The 24,184-nt window shown below is 31.8% G+C and carries 22 protein-coding genes and 1 pseudogene; 7 read left to right on the top strand and 16 right to left on the bottom strand.

Annotation, left to right across the window (positions count from 1 at the left end; genetic code table 11):
* The first annotated feature begins 7 nt into the window (after window positions 1-7).
* The 7 genes and pseudogenes from Q4487_RS12195 to Q4487_RS12165 all read left to right on the top strand — a co-directional run bounded on the left by Q4487_RS12195 (window position 8) and on the right by Q4487_RS12165 (window position 6,938).
* The gene (locus Q4487_RS12195) at window positions 8-943 is read left to right on the top strand and encodes a mevalonate kinase (protein WP_303543020.1); all 936 of its coding nucleotides are present in this window, start codon (window positions 8-10) and stop codon (window positions 941-943) included.
* Between the two features lie 18 nt (window positions 944-961).
* On the top strand, window positions 962-1,867 hold the full coding sequence (locus tag Q4487_RS12190; RefSeq protein ID WP_303543022.1) for a geranylgeranylglycerol-phosphate geranylgeranyltransferase: 906 nt from the start codon (window positions 962-964) through the stop codon (window positions 1,865-1,867).
* Complete coding sequence (locus tag Q4487_RS12185; protein ID WP_303543024.1) at window positions 1,867-2,817, top strand: carbon-nitrogen hydrolase family protein; 951 nt, start codon at window positions 1,867-1,869, stop codon at window positions 2,815-2,817. The genes Q4487_RS12190 and Q4487_RS12185 overlap by 1 nt, the downstream gene beginning before the upstream one ends.
* Before the next feature lie 404 nt (window positions 2,818-3,221).
* Window positions 3,222-3,983, top strand: a complete 762-nt coding sequence (locus Q4487_RS12180; protein ID WP_303543025.1) for a hypothetical protein — start codon at window positions 3,222-3,224, stop codon at window positions 3,981-3,983.
* 71 nt (window positions 3,984-4,054) lie between these two features.
* Window positions 4,055-4,595, top strand: a pseudogene (locus Q4487_RS12175) (transposase).
* A gap of 252 nt (window positions 4,596-4,847) precedes the next feature.
* The gene (locus tag Q4487_RS12170) at window positions 4,848-5,912 is read left to right on the top strand and encodes a hypothetical protein (protein ID WP_303543027.1); all 1,065 of its coding nucleotides are present in this window, start codon (window positions 4,848-4,850) and stop codon (window positions 5,910-5,912) included.
* 189 nt (window positions 5,913-6,101) lie between these two features.
* Window positions 6,102-6,938 (top strand): pseudouridine synthase, encoded by an 837-nt coding sequence (locus Q4487_RS12165; protein ID WP_100894867.1) that lies wholly within the window; start codon window positions 6,102-6,104, stop codon window positions 6,936-6,938.
* A gap of 233 nt (window positions 6,939-7,171) precedes the next feature.
* Here the strand turns inward: Q4487_RS12165 and argH are convergent, their stop codons facing one another.
* The 16 genes from argH to Q4487_RS12085 all read right to left on the bottom strand — a co-directional run bounded on the left by argH (window position 7,172) and on the right by Q4487_RS12085 (window position 24,095).
* The gene (gene argH / locus Q4487_RS12160; protein ID WP_303543030.1) at window positions 7,172-8,446 is read right to left on the bottom strand and encodes an argininosuccinate lyase; all 1,275 of its coding nucleotides are present in this window, start codon (window positions 8,444-8,446) and stop codon (window positions 7,172-7,174) included.
* Between the two features lie 30 nt (window positions 8,447-8,476).
* Window positions 8,477-9,538, bottom strand: a complete 1,062-nt coding sequence (locus Q4487_RS12155; protein WP_303543032.1) for a M20 family metallo-hydrolase — start codon at window positions 9,536-9,538, stop codon at window positions 8,477-8,479.
* A 1-nt stretch (window position 9,539) separates the two neighbouring features.
* Window positions 9,540-10,319 (bottom strand): acetylglutamate kinase, encoded by a 780-nt coding sequence (argB, locus tag Q4487_RS12150; RefSeq protein WP_303543034.1) that lies wholly within the window; start codon window positions 10,317-10,319, stop codon window positions 9,540-9,542.
* Window positions 10,320-10,321: 2 nt separating this feature from the next.
* Complete coding sequence (locus Q4487_RS12145; RefSeq protein WP_303543035.1) at window positions 10,322-11,260, bottom strand: acetylornithine carbamoyltransferase; 939 nt, start codon at window positions 11,258-11,260, stop codon at window positions 10,322-10,324.
* Window positions 11,260-12,393, bottom strand: coding sequence for an aspartate aminotransferase family protein (locus Q4487_RS12140; RefSeq protein ID WP_303543037.1), 1,134 nt, complete (start codon window positions 12,391-12,393; stop codon window positions 11,260-11,262). Before Q4487_RS12140 ends, Q4487_RS12145 begins: the two co-directional genes overlap by 1 nt.
* 2 nt (window positions 12,394-12,395) lie before the next feature.
* A complete protein-coding gene (proC, locus tag Q4487_RS12135; RefSeq protein WP_100894873.1) occupies window positions 12,396-13,193 on the bottom strand; it encodes a pyrroline-5-carboxylate reductase in 798 nt (265 codons plus the stop codon).
* A gap of 27 nt (window positions 13,194-13,220) precedes the next feature.
* On the bottom strand, window positions 13,221-14,195 hold the full coding sequence (gene argC, locus Q4487_RS12130) for an N-acetyl-gamma-glutamyl-phosphate reductase (RefSeq protein ID WP_303543041.1): 975 nt from the start codon (window positions 14,193-14,195) through the stop codon (window positions 13,221-13,223).
* Between the two features lie 5 nt (window positions 14,196-14,200).
* Window positions 14,201-15,385 carry an argininosuccinate synthase gene (locus Q4487_RS12125; protein ID WP_303543043.1) on the bottom strand — a complete coding sequence of 395 codons (1,185 nt, stop codon included), beginning with the start codon at window positions 15,383-15,385 and terminating at the stop codon, window positions 14,201-14,203.
* Complete coding sequence (locus Q4487_RS12120; protein ID WP_303543045.1) at window positions 15,378-16,004, bottom strand: GNAT family N-acetyltransferase; 627 nt, start codon at window positions 16,002-16,004, stop codon at window positions 15,378-15,380. The genes Q4487_RS12125 and Q4487_RS12120 overlap by 8 nt, the downstream gene beginning before the upstream one ends.
* A gap of 203 nt (window positions 16,005-16,207) precedes the next feature.
* On the bottom strand, window positions 16,208-17,587 hold the full coding sequence (mptB, locus tag Q4487_RS12115; RefSeq protein WP_303543047.1) for a polyprenol phosphomannose-dependent alpha 1,6 mannosyltransferase MptB: 1,380 nt from the start codon (window positions 17,585-17,587) through the stop codon (window positions 16,208-16,210).
* 216 nt (window positions 17,588-17,803) lie between these two features.
* The gene (locus tag Q4487_RS12110; protein ID WP_303543049.1) at window positions 17,804-18,457 is read right to left on the bottom strand and encodes a hypothetical protein; all 654 of its coding nucleotides are present in this window, start codon (window positions 18,455-18,457) and stop codon (window positions 17,804-17,806) included.
* 40 nt (window positions 18,458-18,497) lie between these two features.
* On the bottom strand, window positions 18,498-19,982 hold the full coding sequence (locus Q4487_RS12105; protein ID WP_100894878.1) for a cellulose synthase family protein: 1,485 nt from the start codon (window positions 19,980-19,982) through the stop codon (window positions 18,498-18,500).
* Window positions 19,983-19,984: 2 nt separating this feature from the next.
* Window positions 19,985-20,674 (bottom strand): glycosyltransferase family 2 protein, encoded by a 690-nt coding sequence (locus Q4487_RS12100; protein ID WP_100894879.1) that lies wholly within the window; start codon window positions 20,672-20,674, stop codon window positions 19,985-19,987.
* Window positions 20,674-21,156, bottom strand: a complete 483-nt coding sequence (locus tag Q4487_RS12095; RefSeq protein ID WP_100894880.1) for a toxin-antitoxin system YwqK family antitoxin — start codon at window positions 21,154-21,156, stop codon at window positions 20,674-20,676. Before Q4487_RS12095 ends, Q4487_RS12100 begins: the two co-directional genes overlap by 1 nt.
* 3 nt (window positions 21,157-21,159) lie before the next feature.
* The gene (locus Q4487_RS12090) at window positions 21,160-22,740 is read right to left on the bottom strand and encodes a 4Fe-4S binding protein (RefSeq protein WP_303543056.1); all 1,581 of its coding nucleotides are present in this window, start codon (window positions 22,738-22,740) and stop codon (window positions 21,160-21,162) included.
* Between the two features lie 11 nt (window positions 22,741-22,751).
* Window positions 22,752-24,095 carry an NAD(P)/FAD-dependent oxidoreductase gene (locus Q4487_RS12085; RefSeq protein ID WP_303543057.1) on the bottom strand — a complete coding sequence of 448 codons (1,344 nt, stop codon included), beginning with the start codon at window positions 24,093-24,095 and terminating at the stop codon, window positions 22,752-22,754.
* Window positions 24,096-24,184 lie beyond the last annotated feature (89 nt).

The raw sequence follows: 24,184 nt of genomic DNA, 5'->3' as shown, positions 1-24,184 counted from the left end.
TTTAAAAATGAAAGGACCTTTATTTTACTCAAAAATTCTATTATTTGGAGAGTACGGAATCATAAAAGATTCTAAAGGACTTTCTATACCTTATAATTTTTTTAAAGGAGCATTAAAATCTTCTGATGAATTAACTGATGAGGCTAAAAAATCTAACGAGAGTTTACAACGTTTTGCTCTTTATTTAGAAAAAGTATCTGCAGAAGATAATAGCTTTTCTTTTGATATTGAAGCTTTAAAAGCAGACGTTGAGCAAGGTATGTATTTTGATAGCTCTATACCGCAAGGGTACGGAGTAGGTAGTAGTGGCGCGCTTGTTGCTGCTGTTTACCATAAATACGCACACAATAAAATTACTGTTCTAGAGAATTTAACTAAAGATAAATTGCTTACGCTTAAAGGGATTTTTGGTAAAATGGAATCTTTTTTTCACGGTAAATCTTCTGGTTTAGATCCTTTAAATAGTTATTTAAGTTTACCAATTTTAATAAACTCTAAAGATAATATAGAGTCTACAAGTATACCGTCTCAAAATAACCAAGGTACAGGAGCTGTATTTTTGTTAGATAGTGGTATAATTGGCGAAACTGCGCCAATGGTGCAGCTTTTTATGGAGCGTATGAAAGAAGATGGTTTTAGGCATATGCTTAAAGACCAGTTTATAAAACATACAGATGCTTGTGTTGAAGATTTTATTAGCGGTAACGTAAAATCTTTGTTTGGTAATATAAAACAACTATCTCACGTAGTGTTAGATCATTTTAAACCAATGATTCCGTCTCAGTTTCATAAACTATGGAAACACGGTATAGACACTAACAAATACTACTTAAAACTTTGTGGTTCTGGCGGCGGCGGTTATATCTTAGGTTTTACAGAGGATATAGATAGTGCACGTAAAGAACTTAAAGATTATAACTTAGAGGTAGTTTATAATTTCTAAAATTTTCATTTTTACTTTATGCTTAACAGAAAGAACAAACACCTTGTTTTAAAGTTCTTAAGTCTGTTTTCTGTGGTTAGAGGTTACAATATTTTAGTAATTGCTCTGGCTCAATATTTGGCATCAATTTACATACTGGCGCCAAACTTACCATTGCGTAGAGTAGTTTTTGATCTTAATTTATTTATAATAGTACTTGTATCAGCAATGGTTATTGCATCGGGCTACATTATTAATAATTTTTACGACTCGGAGAAAGACCTTATCAACAAACCTAAAAAAACAATGTTAGACAGGTTGGTGAGTCAGCGTACCAAGTTAACAACCTATTTTGTACTTAACTTTTTGGCTGTGTTTTTTGCCAGTTACGTATCATTTAAAGCTGTACTTTTTTTCTCGTCTTATATTTTTGGAATCTGGTACTATTCACACAAATTAAAAAAGATACCATTTTTAGGTAACTTTGTGTCTGCAACATTAGCTATAACACCTTTTTTTGTGGTTTTTGTGTATTATAAAAACTTTGAAACAGTAATTTTTGTACACGCAATTTTCTTGTTTTTACTCATTTTAGCACGTGAAATGATAAAAGATTTAGAAAACATAGCAGGAGATTTAGCTCAAAATTACAAAACAATTCCTGTGATTTACGGTGCAAAAACCTCTAAAATAGCAATTACTATTCTTATAGTATCTAGTCTTGTACCATCATTATTACTTATTTATAATTTTGATGTTGGCCATATGCACTACTACTTTAAATTGGCGGTTTTACTATTAGTTATTTTTTTAATATTTCTATGGAAATCAGACACTAAAAAGCAATACAATACATTACATAATATCTTAAAGTTTGTAATTATAAGCGGTGTTTTTAGTATTTTGTTGGTCGATATAAATCTCGTCCTAAACAGAATTTTATAATGAACAACATTTTAAAAGTTGGTTTGGCTCAAATTTCTCCGGTTTGGCTAGACAAAGAAGCTACATTAAAAAAAATTGAACATACAATTGTTGCAGCCGCAGAACAAAAAACAGAACTTTTAGTTTTTGGAGAAGCATTGTTACCTGGTTACCCTTTTTGGTTGGCGCACACCAATGGTGCTTCATGGGATTTAAAAGTAAATAAAGAAATACACGCACATTACGTTCGTAATTCTATACAAGTAGAGGCAGGAGAGTTAAACAGCATATGCGCATTAGCTAAAACTCATAAAATGGCTATTTATTTGGGTATTATGGAACGTGCTAAAGACAGAGGAGGACACAGTATTTATTGTTCTTTGGTATACATAAATGAAAAAGGTGAAATAAAATCTGTACACAGAAAATTACAACCAACGTATGATGAGCGCTTAACTTGGGCGCCGGGAGATGGCAACGGTTTGCAAGTACACCCTTTAAAAGATTTTACAGTAGGCGGCTTAAATTGCTGGGAAAACTGGATGCCTTTACCAAGAGCAGCATTGTATGGTTTAGGAGAGAATTTGCACATAGCAGTTTGGCCAGGTAGTGATTACAATACCAAAGACATTACAAGGTTTATAGCACGTGAATCTAGAAGTTTTGTTATTTCTGTATCATCTTTAATGAGAAAAGAAGATTTTCCTAAAAGTACACCACACTTAAGTAAAATTTTAGAAAATGCTCCAGATGTTTTAGCAAATGGAGGCTCTTGTATTGCTGGTCCAGATGGCGAGTGGGTAGTAGCACCTATTTTGCACAAAGAAGGAGTAATCTGCCAAAAAATAGACTTTAATAGGGTGTATGAAGAACGACAAAACTTTGATCCCGTTGGGCATTACTCAAGACCAGATGTTACTAATTTACAAGTAAATAGAGAACGACAAAGCACTGTTATGTTTAAAGATTAATTTTTTAGTTTAAATATTTGTTTAACGGCACAAGCAAAATGCTTGCGCTAGCGGGGACCTAAAGTCTAAAGGATATAAATTAGTTATTGAACCACACGTTAGTACTTTAGGGAAAAACCCAAAACCTGATTTATTACTTTTTGGAAATAAACAAATTGGTAGTGTCGTAAGATCAGATGTTGTTTATCTTGAAATAAAGTATATTGAAGATGTTGGTTTTACAGATGCCCAAAAGGCCATCACTAACAATTTACCATCTACTGTTATTGAAAAAAGTCGTCAAGCAATAATTGATAGAGTTTCTGGGCAGGAAATAATTCCTAGTAACCAAAATTTTATTATTAATGAAGTAAAGAAATTTACAGTAGATAAGGTAACATTAGAAATGAAATTTAAGTAAGTAGATGAAAAAAGAAGAATTAGAAGAGGTAATTACCGAGACTTTCAAAAACATATGTAGTTATTATAATTTTTATAATGAAAAAACTATTGATGGCAAAGTTGGAGGAACTAATTATAAGAAATCAGATGAATATATTGATTCTTTAAGTCTTTCACAAGTTGTAACAATGGGTGTTTATGATAATCAGTTTGAAATAACATTAAATGCTTCTTGTTCTGTATTAGAAATTGAAAATATATGGAATGATTTTAAAGGTTTAGTTAACCCTGTATTAGAAGATAAAAACTATCAAAAGTTTTTTGAGAAAAAAATCCCTCCAACCTATTCTGTAAGTTATGATAAACTAAAAATAAAAGATAGATTTCCGAATAATACTAAAGAAACAGGATGGCTCAGTTTTGATATTAGTAAAACTGGAATAGAGCAATTTAAAAAGGTAATAGAGTTTATTATTGAAAAAGAATTATTACCTAAATTAGAGGACTATCGTTCTTTAGAAAGTTTAGATAAACAACTTAATTCATCCATTGAATTAGGATACCTCGATAGTTATAACGTAAATTCAAATGGGATTTTATTTAGAAGAGTAATAATAGCTAAGCTTGTAGGTAATCCTTTGTTTGAAGAGATTTGTGATAAAGAAAAATCTTTTTTCACTGACTATATTGAGCTATCAAAAGAAAAAGGGTATGAACATTATAAAAATATACCTATTGTCTTTGAAGAGGTTTACAACCGTTTAAAATCCAATAAAAACTATTAGCCCCCGCTAGCGCGAGCGTCACGCTCGTAACGTAACAAGTAAGCAGAGCAACAAAACAATATAAAAGTAAAATGAGCAGAAAATACAAATTTAATAATCCAACAGCAGCTTACTTTGTAAGTTTTGCTACTGTTTATTGGATAGATGTATTTACAAGACAAACTTATTTTAATGTATTAGAAGAAAGTATAAATTATTGTAGAAAAGAAAAAGGAATGGGTATTTGCTTATTGTTTTATGCCTAGCCATATTCACTTAATTTTTAGATCAAATGAAGAAGATCCTTCTGGGCTTCTTAGGGATTTTAAAGGTTTTACGGCTAGAAAATTAATTAAAACAATTCAAGATAACCCACAAGAAAGTAGAAAAGAATGGTTGCTTTGGATGTTAGAAAGAGCTAGCAAAAATAAAAGCAATGTATCTAAAATGCAATTCTGGCAACAACATAACAAACCAATAGAATTATGGAGCACAAAAGTTATTCAACAAAAAATAGATTATATCCACAACAACCCTGTAGAATCTGGTTTTGTAACTAATCCTGTTGATTGGAAATATAGTAGCGCTAGAAATTACCAAGATGACCAAACCATTTTAAATATTGATATATGATTATTAGTAAAACTTTTAGTTTGTTTAACGGCACAAGCAAGATGCTTGCGCTAGCGGGGCCAATAAAAATAATTTAAAAGAACTTTGGAAAAAAGCATTTCAAAACACAGATGCTTCAAAAGGACTAACTAAGACACAGATTTTTAATAATATGAATGACGAATTAAAGGAATTTTTAAGTGTTCGAAGAATTTCTGATTTAACAGATTCTAAAATCGATGAAATATTAAATTCAATGATAAAAACTGAATAATGAAATTTAATACAATAGACAAAAAGAAAAACGTTAGAGGATACGCTTTAAAAGAAAATGAAGTTTGGTGGAATTCAGATTTTGAAGTATTTAATAATAAGGGTATATCAGTTATAAAATCGAATATTCATTTACAGAAAATAAATTCAGACAACAATTCTCTATTTATTTCTGATATAGAGGGCAGTTCTTTTTTAATAGATAAAAATGTACTTTTTTTAAAAGATGTATTTATTCTAAAAAAAATATGTAAAAATGAGTTATTAGTAGAACATTTAAATAGAGTTGGTACAGAACTATTAGATATTAAGAATAATAAATTTAAGAAAATTCTTAATGAAAGATTATTTGGATTCTTAATTAAGAAAAACACTCTTTTTTATAAAAAAGATAAAATTCAAATTAATTCAATTTCTATTCTAAAAGCCAAACTTAAATGGCAATATAATTTAGAAGATTTAGCGCAATATCAAGACAGAAACGGTAAGATGCAAAATTATGAAGTTCATAAGTTTATAGGAGCTTGGCAGAACTCTATATTAGTTGCGTGTTCTGGACAATTGGTTTTAGATATTAATAGTAACACAGGTGAACTAAATAGAAAATGGCAAGCATTGCCTGGTTATGGAAGTTCTGCTTTTCAAGGGCGTTTGCAACATAAAATACCTTCTACTGATGGTTTTCAGTTAGATATCTCTAAATCGTACCTATACCACTTAGCAGGTGCTTATTTAGTAACAATAGATTTAGTTACGGGCAAAGCAGATTATCAGTCATTAAAAAATACTTTAGAAGAGCACGTCTTTTCTGGTTTTAGATGGAGTACTGGCTACGCAGAAGATGAAACTCACATTTATACTATAGCAGAAATGAACCGTTTAAAGTTAGGTTTAGACTATATACCGCAATGTATTGTTGCATTTAATAAAAAAACACTAAAAATAGATTGGCACTATAGGTTTGAAGGAGATTGGATAAAAACTGACATTCCTCAACTAGCCAATAATAAACTATATCAACTTAGCGGAGATAACACATTGTATATTTTTGAAAAAGAAGAATAAATTAGCTTAACTAAAGTGTAGTAGGAGCGTTGTAAAATTGAGTAAACTAAAATTGTATTCCAACTCAGATGTTACTAATTTACAAGTAAATAGAGAACAACAAAGCACTGTTACGTTTAAAGATTAATTAGTTAAACTATTATATAGTTATTCAAATTCCTTTGCTACCTTTGCAAAAAATATAATACAATGAGTAAATCTGACTATAATAAGGACAGAAAATCTTCAGGAAAGGATAATGGAGGAACAAGAAAGAGGAATTTTACTGGTTCAGGTGCTCCAAAACCAAAAAATACTCCAAAGCCATTTAATCCAGATTCTATAAGATTAAATAAATATGTTGCTAATTCTGGAGTATGTTCTAGAAGAGAAGCAGATGTTTTTATTGCTGCTGGTAGTGTTACCGTAAATGGTAAAGTAGTATCAGAAATGGGATATAAAGTAAAACTATCAGACGTTGTTAAGTTTGACGGTAGGCACTTAAACCCGGAAAAAAGAGAATACGTTTTATTAAACAAACCAAAAGACTTTAGTACAATGGTAAGAAACGAGCAAGGGAAAAGAAACGTTGCTGGTTTAATTTCTAATGCATCTAAAGCTACGTTATTGCCAGTAGATAAAATGGCAAAAGCATCTACAGGGTTATTGTTGTTTACTAATGATATGGAGCTAACAAGACGTTTAGTTAACCCTAAAAATGGTTTACGTAAAATTTATCATGTAGAATTATCTAAAGCATTAAGTGCTGCAGATTTAAAAAAGATTCAAGACGGTATTGCTATTGATGAAAAAGTAGTAAATGTACACGATATTAGTTATGTAGATAACGCACCTAAGAACCAAGTTGGTATTGAACTTTTTAGTAGTAGAAGTAATATTGTTACTAAAATTTTTGAACACCTAGGTTATGAAGTTGCTAAATTAGACAGAGTAATTTACGGTGGTTTAACTAAAAAAGATTTACCACGCGGACACTGGCGTTACTTAACAAAACAAGAAGTTGTTAACCTAGGAATGGTTAATTAATAAAAAAAGCCGTGTTTTTAAAAGCACGGCTTTTTTTATTTCTAATATTTAACAGACACTTAATACCAAAACAACTGCAAGAATAATATAAACAAGAATAGCTTTCATATTTTACATTTTTAGTTTGATGTAAAATTAGTTAGAGAAAAATATTTTTAATAGCTGACTTATAGCCAAAATAAAACCCCTGAGATCAGGGGTTTTATTTTTGTTTAGGGGAAAAGGTGTAAAATTTAATCAATTAATTTATTTCTAATTTCTTGCAAGCATAAATTACCCAAGCTGCCTTGGTGTGTGTGTTTAATATCTTTTTTAGGAGAAAAAGTACCTTCATTAATTTCTATGCCCATTTTTTTATAAGCATCTCTAAATGGTATTCCGCTTAAAACCAACTCGTTTAAGGTGTCTACGCTAAATAAATAATCATATTTAGGGTCATCTAAAATGGCTTCATTTACACGTACTTCTTTTAAGCTAAAAGTCAGTATTTCTAAACAAGCTTTAATATCTTGTATGGCAGGTATAATAACTTCTTTTACCAATTGTAAATCTCTGTGGTAGCCACTAGGTAGGTTGTTAGTTATTAAAATTAACTGGTTTGGTATAGCTTGTAGTTTGTTGCATTTACCACGTATTAACTCAAAAACATCTGGGTTTTTCTTATGTGGCATAATGCTAGAACCCGTTGTAAGTTCATCTGGAAAAGAAATAAAATTAAAATTCTGACTCATATACAAACAAATATCCATTGCCATTTTAGATAGGGTAGCGGCTACATTGCTAATGCCAAAAGCAGTAGCTTTTTCTACTTTACCACGGCTCATTTGTGCAGCAACAACATTGTATTTTTGTGTAGCAAAGTCCATTTCTTTAGTAGTAAAATCTCTGTCTATAGGAAAAGAACTTCCGTAACCAGCAGCACTACCAAGCGGATTTTGATCTGCTATTTTGTATGCAGCATCAACAAAATATAAATCATCTATTAAACTCTCTGCATAGGCAGAGAACCAGAGTCCAAAGGAAGATGGCATAGCAATTTGCAAATGCGTATAACCAGGTAATAGTACACCTTTATATTTTTCGGCAAGGTTTAAAAGCAGGTCAAATAAAACTTTTACTTCGCTCTTAATTTCTTGTAATTCATCTTTTAAATACAAATGCATAGCCACTAAAACCTGATCGTTTCTAGAACGTGCTGTATGTATTTTTTTGCCAGTATCTCCTAGTTTTTCGGTTAGTATAAACTCTATTTTAGAGTGCATATCCTCAAAAGAATCTTCAATAACAAAAGTTCCTTTTTCTATAGTTTTTGCAATTTCATTAAGCTCTTTTACCAAACTTTCTGCTTCTTGTGCTGTAATAAGCCCTATTTTGCCAAGCATTTTTGCATGAGCTTTAGACGCTATAACATCGTATTTAGCAAGTAGCAAATCTAATTCTCTATCGTTACCAACAGTAAAGTGATCTATTTTTTTATCGGTACTAAATCCTTTATCCCAAAGTTTCATAATCTTTTTGTTTTTATAGTTGATTGCTTATTACAGAAACCCGTTTAATATTTTAATATATAAATCTATACCTTCTTCAATTTCATTTACATAAATAAATTCATCTGCAGAATGTGATCTAGTGCTGTCACCTGGACCTAATTTTAAAGATTGACACGTAAGTGCCGCTTGGTCTGATAGTGTTGGTGAACCATAAGTTTCTCTTCCTAATGCAATGCCAGATTGCACTAATGGGTGGCTAATATCTATAGCTGATGAATTTAATTTTAAACTACGCGGAGTAATTTTGCAGGGAGCTTCTTTTTGTAGCATTTCTGCAACCTCTTTATTTGTATATTTATCATTAACCCTAACATCTATAACCAAGTCTACTTTAGCAGGTACTACATTATGTTGCTTGCCAGCATTAATTTGTGTTACCGTAAGTTTTACTTCGCCTAAAACATCAGAAACTTTAGAAAAAGTATAATTTTTAAACCACTCTAACACCTTTATAGTGTTGTAAATAGAATTATCATTATTAGGGTGCGCTGCATGAGATGGTGTTCCTTTTACTTCTGCGTCAAAAACAACAAGTCCTTTTTCTGCAATAGCCAACTGCATTAAAGTAGGTTCACCTACAATAGCAACATCTATTTTTGGTAGTTTAGGTAGTAAACCTCTTAAGCTATTTGGTCCGGCAGATTCCTCTTCCATAGATGCAACCATAAGTATGTTGTGGTTTAAGTTCTCTGCGTTGTAGTAGTGAACAAATGTAGCCAATAAAGACACCAAACAACCGCCAGCATCATTACTACCTAAGCCGTATAATTTTCCGTCTTCTATATGCGGATTAAATGGATCTTTGGTGTAAGCAGAGTTTGGTTTTACAGTGTCATGATGCGAGTTTAAAAGCAGAGTTGGTTTGCTATTATCCCAATATTTATTTTTTGCATAAACATTGTTATTGTCTCTAGTAAACGGAATATTAAAACTTGTAAACCAGTTTTCTATTGCATCTGCAGTTTTGTCTTCTTCAGAAGAGAACGATTGTATAGATATTAGTTCTTTTAATAAATCTATAGCCTTTTCTGTAAGCTGTTTTTGTTCCATTTTATAATGTTATAGTGGTGTAAAGCGTTTCATTTTTATTTAACATAGAAACATCTCCTATGCAGACCGTAGTTACTTTTTTGTGCAATGCATTAAAGCAGTTCTCAAGTTTTGGGAGCATACCATCTGCAATTATCTTACTATCTAAAAGTTCTTTGTAAGTATCTGTATTTAATTGTTTTACTACAGAGTTATTATTAGTTACGTCTAGTAAAACACCTTTTTTCTCAAAGCAATAATACAAGGTAGTATCATATAAGCTACTCATTGCAATTGCAATTTCTGAAGCAATAGTATCTGCATTGGTATTTAATAATTGACCAGATTTATTATGTGTAAGTGCACAAAAAACAGGAGTCCATTTGTTTTGTAGCATAGTATTAATAGCGTTGCTATTAACAGTTACAATATCACCTGCAAAGCCATAATCTATGTCTTTTACTGGTCTTTTTACTGCTTGTATAACATTAGCATCTGCACCGCTTAATCCTATAGCGTTACAATTTATACTTTGTAATTTAGACACAATGTTTTTATTAGCCAAACCACCATATACCATTGTAATTAACTCTAAACTTTGTGCGTCTGTAATACGTCTTCCGTTTATAAGTGTAGATTCTATACCTAGTTTTTTACCGAGTTCTGTAGCTAATTTTCCGCCACCGTGAACTAATATTTTTAGGCCTTCAATTTTAGAAAAAGCAATTAAAAACTTACTTAGTTCTTCTTTGTTCTCTATTACGTTACCGCCAATTTTTACAATGGATAATTTTTGTGCCATAGTTACTGGTTTTCTAATATTTTTTTTAGTGCTATTTGTGCAGCAAAAGTTCTGTTATTGGCCTGTTCTATTACTAAAGATTGGTTGCTGTCTAAAACAGCATCTTCTACAATTACATTTCTGCGTACAGGCAAGCAGTGCATAAATTTAGCAGCTCCTAATTTTTTTAAAGTAATTGTCCAGTTTTTATCTTGATTTATAGTTTTACCATAATCTTGGTAGCTGCTCCAGTTTTTAACGTACACAAAATCAGCATTTTCTAAAGCCTTTTCTTGGTCATATTCTATAGTAGCACCTTTAGTAACATTAGTATTTAACTCGTATCCTTTTGGGTGTGTAATTACAAAGTCAGCATCTTGTAAATGCATCATTTCTACAAAAGAATTGGCTACTGCGTGCGGTAAAGCTTTAGGATGTGGAGCCCAAGAAAGTACAACTTTTGGTTTAGGTTTTGTGTTGTTTTCTGCCAAAGTAATAGCGTCTGCCAATGCTTGTAACGGGTGGCCAACAGAACTTTCCATATTTAAAATAGGAACTGTGGCGTGTTTTATAAATCCGTTAATAACCAATTCTGACTCATCTTCTTCTTTATCTTGTAAATTTGCAAAGGCTCTAATACCAATAACATCACAGTACTGAGAAACTACCTGTGCAGCTTCTTTTACGTGTTCAGATTTACCTTGGTCCATTACAGTACCATCTGTAAATTCTAGTGTCCAACCTTCAGAGCCAAAATTCATTACAATAACCTCCATACCTAAGTTCTGGGCAGCCTTTTGTGTGCTTAACCGTGTTCTTAAACTGTTATTAAAAAATAATAATACAATGGTTTTGTCTTCCCCTAAGTTTTTATGTTTTTTAGGGTTTTTCTTTAATTCTATGGCTTCATCAACCCAATTGGGAAGAGAATCTATATCTGTTATGGAAACGTAATTTTTCATTATAATTTATTTAATTCGGCTTGTAAAGCATCAAAAAACACATCTATTAAAGCTGTGGTTATGTTTAGCGCAGGCAGAATACGTAATAAGGTTTTATCTTTAGCTCCGCCAGTAAATACAAACTGATTGTATATCATTTTTTTTCTAAGTTCGCTAACTTCAAAATCAAACAGAAGCCCCAACATTAATCCGCGACCTTTTACTTTTTTTATTTGGGGTACGGTAGCTGCTTTTTTCAAAAAGTAAGCATTCATTTTAGCAGCATTGCGTAGTAAATCTTCTTGCTCTATAACTTCTAAAACAGCTAGTGATGCTGCACAGGCCAAATGATTACCACCAAAAGTAGTTCCCAATAAACCGTATGATGCTTTTATTTTTTCTTGAATTAGAACACCGCCCACAGGAAAACCATTACCCATACCTTTGGCAATTGTTACAATATCTGGTTTTATATTATGATGCTGATAAGCAAAAAACTCGCCAGTTCTTCCGTAGCCAGATTGTACTTCATCTGCAATTAAAACAACATTGTGTTTTTTACATAATGCTTCTATATTTTGATAAAATTCTGTAGTAGGCTCATCTAAACCACCAACGCCTTGTACTGCCTCTAAAATAACAGCACAAACATCATCTTTTTCAATTTCAGTAGTAAAAGATTCAATATCATTAAATGCTAAAAAAGTTACTTTCTGTTGTTTGTTTATAGGTGCATTTATAGCAGCATTGTCTGTGGCAGCAACAGCAGCAGATGTTCTACCATGAAATCCGTTATTAAAAGCAATAACTCTAGATTTGTTGGTATAGAATGATGCCAATTTTAATGCGTTTTCATTAGCCTCTGCACCAGAATTACATAAAAATAAATTGTAGTCTGCACAATTAGATAATTGCACTAATTTCTCTGCCAACTCTCCTTGTAATGGGTTTTGCACAGCATTGCTGTAAAAGGCAATTTTATCTAATTGCTCTTTAATTCTGCGTACGTAATGCGGATGAGAATGTCCTATAGAAATAACCGCGTGACCACCGTAAAAATCTAAATATTCCTGACCTTTATCATCTATAACCTGACTGCCTTTTGCAGAAACAGGAGTAACATTATATAAAGGGTATACATCAAATAAATTCATACTTAATTTTTTACTTTAAACTCACTTATTTTATCAAACGAAGCCACAATTCCTCTAATTAAAGAAGAACTTAATCCTTGATGCTCCATCTCATTTAAACCTTTAATAGTGCAACCCATAGGTGTTGTTACACGGTCTATTTCTTGCTCTGGATGATTGCCAGATTCTATTAATAAACTAGCGGCACCGTTACACGTATGCATTGCCAATTCTTGCGCTTCTTTAGCATCAAAACCTAGTTGTATTGCTCCTTGTGTAGTAGCACGTATTAGTCGCATCCAAAAAGCTATTCCGCTTGCACAAATAACAGTTGCAGCTTGCATTTGACTTTCAGGAATTTCTAAAGAATGTCCCATTCTGTTAAAAATAGCTTTAGCCAATTCTATACGTTTTTTACCCATTTCATTGCTACAAACACAGGTCATAGACTGCCCAACAGAAATTGCTGTGTTAGGCATACTTCTAATAATATAAGTGTCTTTACCAAGCACAGCTTCAATTTTTTCAATGCTAAAACCGGTTATGGTAGATATTACAATATGCTTTTCGGTAAGCAAATCTTTAACATCATTTAAAATAGCTTCAAAATGATTGGGCTGTACAGCAAAAATTAATACGTCAGAATTTTTTACAGCCTCTCTATTGTCTGCAGTAACAGTTACGTTGCCATAAGTTTTATACTCTTCAATACTTTCTGTACTTCTTTTTGTTAAATACATTGTAGTTGCACCGTTAGAATTTAAAATTCCTTTGGCAATAGATAATCCTAAGTTTCCTGCACCTATAATAGCTAATTTCATATCGGTTTTTATTTTTTTAGATTGATGTTAAAATGCGGATGCTTTTAAGTTTAGACCTTCATCTTCATTAAAGCCGTACATTAAATTCATATTCTGTACAGCTTGTCCAGAGGCACCTTTTAGTAAATTATCTATAGCAGATGTAATTAATAAATTGCCATTGTGTAGGTGTAAATGCAAGTGACATTGGTTTGTGTTTACTACTTGTTTTAAATGAATTTCTGTGTCAGATATGTTTGTAAACTTTGCATTAGCATAAAAATTAGTATACAACTCATAAGCATCTTGTATACTACCTTTATATTTTGTGTAAGCAGTAGCAAAAATACCTCTGGCAAAGTTTCCTCTTTGTGGGAGAAATAGTAGCTCGCCAATTTCATTTTTAAAAGACTGCAAACTTTCGCCTATTTCACCTAAATGTTGGTGTGTAAATGGTTTGTACCAAGACACATTATTGTTACGCCAGCTAAAATGGGTAGAGTCGCTTGGTTTTACACCAGCACCAGTACTACCAGTTACAGCATTTATATGCACATCATTATGCAAAATATTTGCTTTTGCCAATGGCAGTAATGCAAGCTGAATTGCTGTAGCAAAACAACCTGGATTTGCAATGTAATTAGCTGTTTTTATTTTGTCTTTATTAGTTTCTGGTAGGCCGTAAATAAATTCCTTCCCGTTTAAAATAGCATCATTATGTAGCCTAAAATCATTACTTAAATCTATAATTTTAGTGTTACTTGAAAATGAATTTTCTGTTAAGAAAGTGGTAGAGTTACCGTGACCAAGGCACAAAAAAACAAGATCTATATTTAAGTTTACATCGCCAGTAAACTTAAGATCTGTTTGTCCTAATAAATCTGGATGTGATGTTGTAATATTTTTACCAGCTCTAGTTGTGCTGTAAATAAAATCTATATTTACTTTAGGGTGATTTAAAAGTAACCTTATTAACTCTCCACCTGTGTAACCAGAACCACCAATAATACCTATGTTAATCATCCTATTTAATTTTTATTTACGTGATTGTATATTTTACCAGAGTTAGATAAAATTTTAATAAACCCTTTTGCATCGTCAGCTGTCCATCCTTTATTCATTTCTCCATAACTACCAAAAGAAGCATTCATAAGATCATGTTTAGATGCTATTCCATTAAGCTCAAACCTGTATGGATGTAGCGTGATAAATACATCTCCGGAAACATTTTTTTGAGTGTCTTTAAGAAAAGCTTCAATGTTACGCATTACTTCATCTAGGTAATTACCCTCATGTAATAACATACCATAAAAGTTACCTTGTTGTTCTTTTTGGTATTGTTGCCATTTTGTAAGTGTGTGTTTTTCTAACAAATGGTGTGCTTTTATAATTAGTAATGATGCAGCTGCCTCAAAACCAACTCTACCTTTAATACCAATAATTGTATCGCCAACGTGTATATCTCTACCAATAGCAAATTTAGAAGCAACATCATTTAACTTTGTAATGTTGTTAATAGGCTTATCTTGTTCATCATTAATAGCGGTAAGTTCTCCTACAGTAAAAGTTAACTTAACGTCTAAGGGGTTATTTTCTGTAAGCTGACTAGGATATGCAGTGTCTGGCAATGGAGAATGTGATGTTAGTGTTTCATCACCACCAACAGAAGTTCCCCAAAGCCCTTTGTTAATAGAGTATTTTGCCTTTTCCCAAGGGTAGTCAACACCATTTTCCTTTAAATATACAATTTCTACTTCTCTAGATAATTGATTGTCTCTAATAGGGGTAATAATTTCTATTTCTGGTGCAATTATCTGAAAAATCATATCAAACCTAACCTGGTCATTACCAGCACCTGTACTACCGTGCGCAATATATTTTGCACCTATTTTTTTAGCGTGATTTACAATTTCTATAGCTTGTACAATACGTTCTGCACTAACAGACAATGGGTATGTGTTGTTTTTTAAAACATTACCAAAAATTAAATATTTTACAACTTTGCTGTAAAAGGTCTGCACAGCATCTATAGAAGTATAGCTGCTTGCACCTAATTCTATGGCTTTCTTTTTAATGTTAGAAATTTCTTGTTTAGTAAAGCCGCCAGTATTTACACTAACAGCGTGTACTTCAAAACCTTTGTCTTTTGATAAATATTTTGCGCAGTAAGACGTATCTAAACCACCGCTATATGCTAAAACTAATTTACTCATCTTTATTTTTCTTTTTTAAGAACAATTGTTCTTTTATGCTTTTTAATCTTTTAAATACTTTGCTATCTACCTCTTTTTTTTGGGTAGCTTTTTGTTTTGCAGCAGGGTTGTATAACATACCAGTGCACAAACACATTTTTTGTTCTGTTCTGGTTAGTACATCAAAATTTTTACAAGTTTGGCAGCCTTTCCAAAATTCAGGGTCATCTGTAAGTTCAGAAAATGTAACAGGTTTGTAACCAAGCTCGTAGTTCATTTTCATAACAGCTAAGCCTGTAGTAATACCAAATATTTTTGCGTCAGGAAATTTTTCTCTAGAGAGCTTAAAAATTCGTTCTTTAATTTGTTTTGCAAGTCCAAGATTTCTAAAATCTGGATGAACAATAAGTCCAGAATTGGCAACAAATTTATTGTGTCCCCAAACCTCTATGTAACAAAAACCTGCAAATTTTTCTCCGTCTAATGCAATAACAGCATTACCATTTTGTAGCCTTTTTAAAATATATTCTGGCGTACGTTTGGCAATACCAGTACCGCGTACTTTGGCAGAATCTGTTATTGTATCAGAAATTATTTGCGCATATTTAATATGCGATGCATTAGCAATTACAATTCTCATTGAATGTTGCTTTTATGTTAGTATTGTAAAATTTTATGTCTTGAAAAACGGAATTGGACTCACCTAATTCCTATATAGAAGTAATACCCTTACGGGCGGCGGCGTGTAGGAACAAGCGTAGCTAAGGGTGTAGAAACCCTGCTAATAAATAATATGTTTGTGTTCTTGTTCATTACAAGATCAAATGTACAAATTAAATTGAGCTAGCCTAATTTAGAAGTTTCTTTTTTTGAATATAATAAGTTTTGTCTTTTTAACTTAAGTATTTCGTAAATAATAACACCAAATATTGCAATATACTCAATTGCGAGTACTCCTAAATGCTCTTTAAAATCTGGGTTTGCATATGCCCAATAGCTTAAGAAAACAGCTGCGGACCATATAATAGCAAATCTAAACTTAGTAAATACACTAAGTAATATTAAAAATATAATGTACCAAGGGTGTACTGTAGTAGATATAAAATAGTAAATAGTTAGTACCCAAAGCATACTAGTAAATAAGCTGGTAATGGTTTTATTGTTTTTTATAAATGAAAAAAGCAAGACCATAATAATAGTTATGTAGGGAGAGATTTTACCAAAAGCCTTTATCGTTTCCCAGTCTTTATTACCATTAATTTCGGCAACTTTTTTAATAACATTATAGATGCTAGCATTAAACTCAAAATTACTAAACCAAAGTCCTATAGTTGTGGTGTAATTATTTATAAATTCTGATGAATAAAAAGGGATTAAAAGAGCAAGAACTGTAACACCAATAATAGTATAAAACGGAATTGCTTTTTTTAAACCTAGATGTCTTATAAAAAGAGGTAGAAAAATAAGAGGAACCAACTTTATGGCTATTGAAAGTGCTAAAATTGGCGCAGCTAACAAATACTTTTTTTGAGCAAGCAAGTACATACTCCATATAAAAAAGAAAAGCATTACACCTTCAAAATGAAGATTTCCGGTAAGCTCTATAATAACTAGCGGGTTTAAAAAATACCAAAATAGTAAATGTGATGATAAGTTTAGCTTTGCTAGTAATTTGCGGCCAAAATATAGAATGCCAATATCTGCAAGTATAATAATAATACGCATTGTTAGTATGCCTCCAAGCATACTTTTATCACTAAAAAATGCAGCTAAGGCAAATATAAACTGATTTAAAGGAGGGTAGTTACTAAAATTTTTAGCACTAATTTCTCCCATACTAGTATACAGGTGAGCAGCATTATCTATGCTAATTTTTCCTAGCTCTACAATGGTGTTTGGAGTTTGTAAATAAGGGTTTAAACCTTGTAATACTAATTCTCCATCCCAAATAAACCTATGAAAATCCTGAGAAAGCATTGGCTCTACAAACAAAAACACAAGTCTAAATAAAACACCAGCAGTGAATAATAGTTTTAAGTTCCATTTTTCAAACTGAATAAGCTTGTAGCATAAAAAGAATAGTGCTGCAGCTAATGTAATTAACTTAGGAAAATCTGTGCGTACCAAATGGTAAGCAAAAGTGTAGTAAAATAGTAAGCTAGCAAGTAGTAATAATATAGGTATTTTGTGTAACCTATAATATGATAAAATTTTTACTTGCATTACAAAAATTATAATTTACATTAACTGCTCTAAAGTACTAAAAATTATACAATTCTTTTTTTCTAATTATTGGTGTTAGAAATATGATGTATAAAAACAATAGTCACAAAAACTAGCGTTTCCTAACAGAACAATAGTTATAGATAAATTTAAGTAATAGTTTGATAATAAGATAGGTCTGTGGCCAAAATTTATTGCATATATAAATCAGGCTATTTACAATTTTTTATTTGGTAAATAAAAAAAATCATACACAAGAAGTAGCAAAGAGAAAGATTTTAAACTGTTTAATTCTGTGCCATATTCGGTGTCGTACCCATGTAAAACAGCGTGCCGATTTAAACCAGTTGAGGTTTCAAAATCATCAGAAAAATATTCATCAATTTTATTCTCCCTTAGAACTGAATTAAGTATTTTAAGAAAAAAATCATTTTTTATTTCTCCTTTTACTAGTCGTTTAAGTTCTCTTTTTTTATCCTTTGTTTTAAATAAAAGTTTATTACATATACCATCTGCCTGTGATAAAAACAAAGATACAGATGCATAATATTTACCTGAAAAATGACAATTAATAGCCTCTTTTATTATTAAAGAACGCTTAGATTGAGATCTATCAAATGAATATACTCTTTCTGATAATTCTTCTTTATAATAGTTAGTTAGATATTTATTGATGTCTGATACTCTCTCTTTATGGGCTAACTCCATTAAATAAGATGCTTGCACCAAAGACATTTTTCCATTAATATACCAACCAAAATTGGCTAGCTTTATAAAAGCATCTTTTTTTTCAAGTGATTCGTATCTTTCAATGCCAACTTTTATCTGATTAATTATTTCAGGAGAAATATGAAATTCAAATTTATTCATACAAAGATGATTAAACTTATTATACTGTAGAATAATATTTCTAAGCTTTAGCTGTAAGCGAGTTAAAGAAAACGTAACCAAAGCCTAAAAACAACATAAAATGGAATGGAAAAAGACCAAAATCGTTTAAAGGAATTGCAGAGTACATACCAAATAAGAAATATAACATTAGTCCAAATTCTATAATCATATTTGGAGATAATTTTTTAGCAAGGTATTTGTTCCCTTTCCAACTATCAGAAATATTATTGATATTAAATTTAGGAGTACGTACAAATTCGCTTCTTTTTCCTCTGTGACCTTCTAAAACAGCAAGTGTATTGTGTAAAGAAAAACCTAGAGCAATAGAAAAGAATGTAAAGAAAAGTCTTATATAGTCTATAAACTTACTAAGGCTACTACCTTGTATACTTTTAAAAGTAAACCAGTAGCATACAAATAGTATAACTGTACTTAAAATAAAGAAACTAGTTACTTCAAAAACCCAACCTAAAGATTCGTTTCTACTTTTAATGTATAACATAGGTATGCTTAAAAGTGCTACTAAAAATACGCACAAAAACATAGAACTATTTAAAAGGTGCATTACTCCGTGAAACTTAGTTTTAAAAGAGATGTTTTTAGCAGAAACAACGCTAACCACAGATTTTCTAAAGTTTTCTGCACCACCTTTGTTCCATCTAAATTGCTGAGAACGAGCAGCAGAAATAACAACAGGTAATTCTGCAGGTGTTTCTACGTCTTCTAAATATTTAAACTTCCAATTTTTTAATTGTGCACGGTAACTTAAATCTAAATCTTCAGTTAAAGTGTCGCCTTCCCAGTTACCAGCATCTATAATACAGGTTTTTCTCCATATACCTGCTGTACCGTTAAAATTTATAAAATGTCCTTTTGCGTTACGCCCAACTTGTTCTAATGTAAAGTGTGCATCTAAAGCAAAAGCTTGTATTCTTGTTAAAACAGAATAATCTCTGTTAATGTGTCCCCATCTGGTTTGAACAACACCTATTTCTTCGTCTTTAAAGTAAATAACTGTTTTCTTTAACCAATCTGAGTCAGGTAAAAAATCGGCATCAAAAATGGCAATAAAATCACCTTTTGCAGATATTAAACCTTCTTTTAGGGCTCCGGCCTTGTAGCCTTGCCTGTTTGTTCTTCTAATATGTTGTATATCTAGACCTGTTTCTTGTAAAGCTTCAATTTGTCTAGCTGTTTCAATTACAGAGTCATCTGTAGAATCATCTAAAACTTGAATTTCTAATTTGTTACTAGGGTATTCAATTTTAGCAATGTTTTCTAACAATCTTTCTACAACGTATTCTTCATTGTAAATAGGAAGTTGTATTGTTACATAAGGAACTTCTTTAGCGTCTAAAAGGTTGTATTTAGGGGCTTCTTTGTTTCTTCTTTTATAACCCAAATAATTAACAAGTAAGTTAAGTTGAGCTAAACTGTAGAAGAAAATCAGTAGAAGAGCTAAACTGTATATACCTATAATTATGTATGTAATTGCAATTTCCATATTTATTTAAAACTGTATTTAAATATCCATCCAAGGATCTTTACACCGGCAAATATAGTACCTTTTACTGTGCCTGAGACCTTTGATACACCAATTCTTTTTTTATAACGTACAGGAACCTCTAAATATTTTAACTTTTTCTTTAGAATTTTGAGTTGCATTTCTACGGTCCATCCATAGGTTTTGTCTTGCATTTCTAAATCCAAAAGTGTATTGTATTTAATGGCTCTAAATGGCCCAAGGTCTGTAAAATTAGCACCAAAGAAAATTTTCATTAACACGGTGGCAAGCTTATTTCCAAAAACCTGCTGTGGTGTCATACTACCATTTTCTCTACCTTTTTTGGTTCTGGCACCAACAACAAAATCTACTTTATTTTTTAGTATGGGATCTACAATTTTTATCAGTTCTTCTGGATAATCTGAGTAATCTCCGTCAATAAATACGATAATATCTGGCTTGTTGGACTTTTTTGCAATGTAATCCATACCTTTTAAACAGGCATAACCGTATCCTTTTCTGTTTTCAGTAAGCACGGTAGCACCTGCTTCTTCTGCATTACTAACGGTGTTATCTGTAGAATTGTTGTTCACAACAATAATTTCGGAAACAATTGATGGTATGTCTTTTATAACTTTACCTATAGAATCGGCTTCATTATAAGCCGGAATAATTACGTTTATTTTTGTCATTACCTTAAATCGGATAAATTGTTTTCCTTTTTAAAACCTGCAAAACTAAACCATTCTTTAATTTTTTTACCATTTTTATATTTTTCGGCAGAGGAAAGCTTTTCATTTTTATACTTTAAGCAGTATCCATTTTTAACATTATAGGCTAATTGGCATTTGTGGTTAATTTTACCATCACTAGTATAAAATAGCCACCAACCAGTTTTATCACCGTTTTTATAATGGCCTTCTTTTTCTAGTGTTCCTTTTGGGGTGTAAAAGTACCAATAGTTTTCTTGTTTATTATTGGTGTAATGTCCTTGTTTGGCAAGAGTTTTATTCTCATTATAAAATTTCCAAAAACCTTCTTTATTGTCATTATTTACCCATCCTTCTGCTTTTAGCACGCCAGAGGCATAATATTCTTTACGGTATTCTTTAGTATCTACACCATTAAGGTTTGCAAATATGACAAGTGAAATTAAGACTAAACGGAATAACATAATTTATTTTTTGTTAACCAAGTCCATTAAGTCAACATCGTTACCTAATAAAACTTCAGTAGGGTTAATACGTCCTTCTTCTGGTCCGTTTTCTAATTTTAAAACTCCACGTGGACAAACAGCAGAACATACACCACAACCAACACAGCTAGAGCGCACAATGTTTTCTCCTTTTTGCGCATATGCACGTACATCTATTCCTTGCTCACAGTAAGTAGAACAGTTACCACATGATATACACTGGCCACCATTAGTTGTAATTCTAAACCTAGATTTAAAGCGTTGCACAAAACCTAGGTAAGCAGCTAATGGACAACCAAACCTACACCAAACTCTGTTGCCAAAAATTGGGTAAAAACCTGTACCAATAACACCTGCAAAAATAGCTCCTATTAAAAGGCTGTACACGTTTTGTACGGTTTGTGTTTTTATACCTAAAACAGTACTAGATTCTGCAAAAAAGCTGTAAAGTGTCATAAGCGTCATCCCAACTGCAAAAACTAAAACAGCGTGTATTAACCAGCGTTCTACTTTCCAAGAAAATAAAGATTTGCTAGAGTGCTGCCTGTATGGGTCTCCTAATGTTTCTGCTAAACCACCACAGCCACATACCCAAGAGCAATACCATCTTTTACCAAAGAAATAGACCATTATTGGTACAATAACCAAGGTTAGAGCTATACCCCAAACAAGAATAAAAATACCAATGCCACCATTAGCAATAAGGTCTTTTAAATTCCATTGAAAAAAGAAATCGTAATCTAAAGGAAATGCATTTTTAAAATCATAATACGGCATTTGCAAGCGCACCATAATTTCTGGAATTAAGAATGCAAATACTATCTGAAAAAATAAAACAGACGTAGTACGAAAAATTTGGTACATATTATGTCTGTATTTAATGTACATACGTACAGCCATTACCGTCATAACTACACAATACATAAAACCATATACAAACCAATGGCCCGCAGGGTTGCCGCTAAGAGACTCACTAATTGGGTCTACTAAAAATGTCCAGTTTACTGCGTATTCAGAATAAAAATAAAGTATAATATAAAAGCTAACTAAAAAGAAGAAAACTAGCCAAGCAACTATACCACGGTTTGTAGCACTTTTTAAATAAATGCCATCATTTTTTATTCCTTTTTTGCCTAGTAAAACTACATTAGGTAGTATAAACATTAGGGCTCCAATAATACCTAATCCAAAGGTTAAAAACCACATTGTACCTTTGTTTTCTGGTATAAAACCATAACTAGAAGCTTTACGAATTGCCGCCGCCATATTGTCTCCACTAGCATATGTTTTTTTGCCCCATTCTTTATTTTTTATGTGCGTGGCATTTGCTTTGTCTATAGCATCATCAAGCACGGGAGCTAAAAAAGTTGAGCTAGAAAAATCCTTACCAACTAACTTAGATTCAAGATCTTTAATTAACAGTTCGCTTTTAACACCTTGACTGCTAATTGTTTCGTCAAAGGTTTTTTGGTCTAGTTTAAAATTTCCTAAAAAAGGAGTAGCTGCAAAAATGCCCAATCCTACTAAAAATATAACAAGGCCTAAATATTTAATTGTTTTCATTTTTTTATTGATTAAGCGATGTTGAATATTCTTTTTAAACTTTTCTTTTTTGCTGATAAATTGGTGTTGAATTCAGCATTGTATTTTGATAAAATTTCGGTTTCATATTGTTTATAAAACTCGGGGTCAAAATTGGCATCTTTTAAATGTTGAAGCACAAATTCTATATCCTTTTTTTGAGTAAGCCATTTGTTAAAAACCTCGTGACGCATACGAATACCAAAGGTGTTAATGCCTAAAAACTCTTTAGTGTCTTTATGGTAAGCAATTGTTATGCAAATATTTTCTTTAGGGTGTCTCCAATGAAAATGTGCTTCATAATCTTGTTTGTTACGCTCGCTAAAAACCCAACCATAAGTTTGGTATTCTATATCTAAAAACTTAGCAGAGTTAAACCAATGCCCCGGTTTGTATTCTAATTTGTTGCCGCAAATGGTTTGGGCTAAGGTTTCGCCCATCATTCTACCAGTATACCAAACAGCTTCAATAGGTCTTCTGTTTCCTATGCTTTGGTGTTGTTCTGCACAATCTCCAATGGCGTAAATATCTTTAATGTTTGTTTCTAAAAACCTATTTGCTTTAACACCACGGCCTAATTCTATACCAGATTCCTTTAAAAAATCTATGTTAGGAGATACGCCTGCAGTTAAACCAACAACAGTGCACTCTATGGTTTCTCCTTTATCTGTAGTAATAGCTTTAGCACGCCCGTTTTCATCGGCAATAATTTCTGCTAAGTTGGTGTTTAAACGTAAATCTATGTGGTGGTCTAAAATATGTTCGTTTATAAGTTCAGACTCTCCTTTTGGTAAAACACCGTTCCAAAAACTAGTTTCTCTTACTAAAAAGGTAACAGGTATTTTGCGTGAGCGTAGCATTTCTGCCATTTCTATACCAATTAATCCGCCACCAACTATTACAGCTCTTTTACAAGTTTTATTGTCCGGAGCGTTTTTTTGTAACTGTTCTAAATCTTGTTTAGAGTATAAACCTTGCACACCTTTTAAATCTTGTCCTGGCCAACCAAATTTATTAGGTTTAGAGCCAGTTGCAATAATTAGTTTGTCATAAGAAATAGATAAATTTTCTAAATCTACCTTTTTATTGGAGTGGTCTACATTGTTCACATATCCGTTTACAAGTTCAATTCTGTTTTTTTTCCAAAACCAATTTTCATAAGGCTGTGTATGTTCAAACTTCATATGACCCATATACACGTACATAAGCGCAGTTCTAGAAAAAAAGTACTCAGATTCAGCAGAAATAATTGTAATTTTTTTGTCAGATAATTTCCTAATGTGTCTTGCGGCAGTTACTCCTGCAATACCATTACCAATAATAACAATGTGCTCCATAGTTTTAAATATTAAGGTGTCTGTCGGGTTTAAAGATCTAAACTTAACGTTGAAAAGTTTATTTATATATTTTCTAAATAAGAATAAAC

Origin of the sequence: Cellulophaga sp. 3_MG-2023, from assembly GCF_030546975.1 — a bacterium.
Taxonomy (GTDB): Bacteria; Bacteroidota; Bacteroidia; order Flavobacteriales; family Flavobacteriaceae; genus Cellulophaga.
The sequence above is the reverse complement of the archived record's forward strand: the minus strand, read 5'-3'. Positions and strand labels throughout refer to the sequence as shown.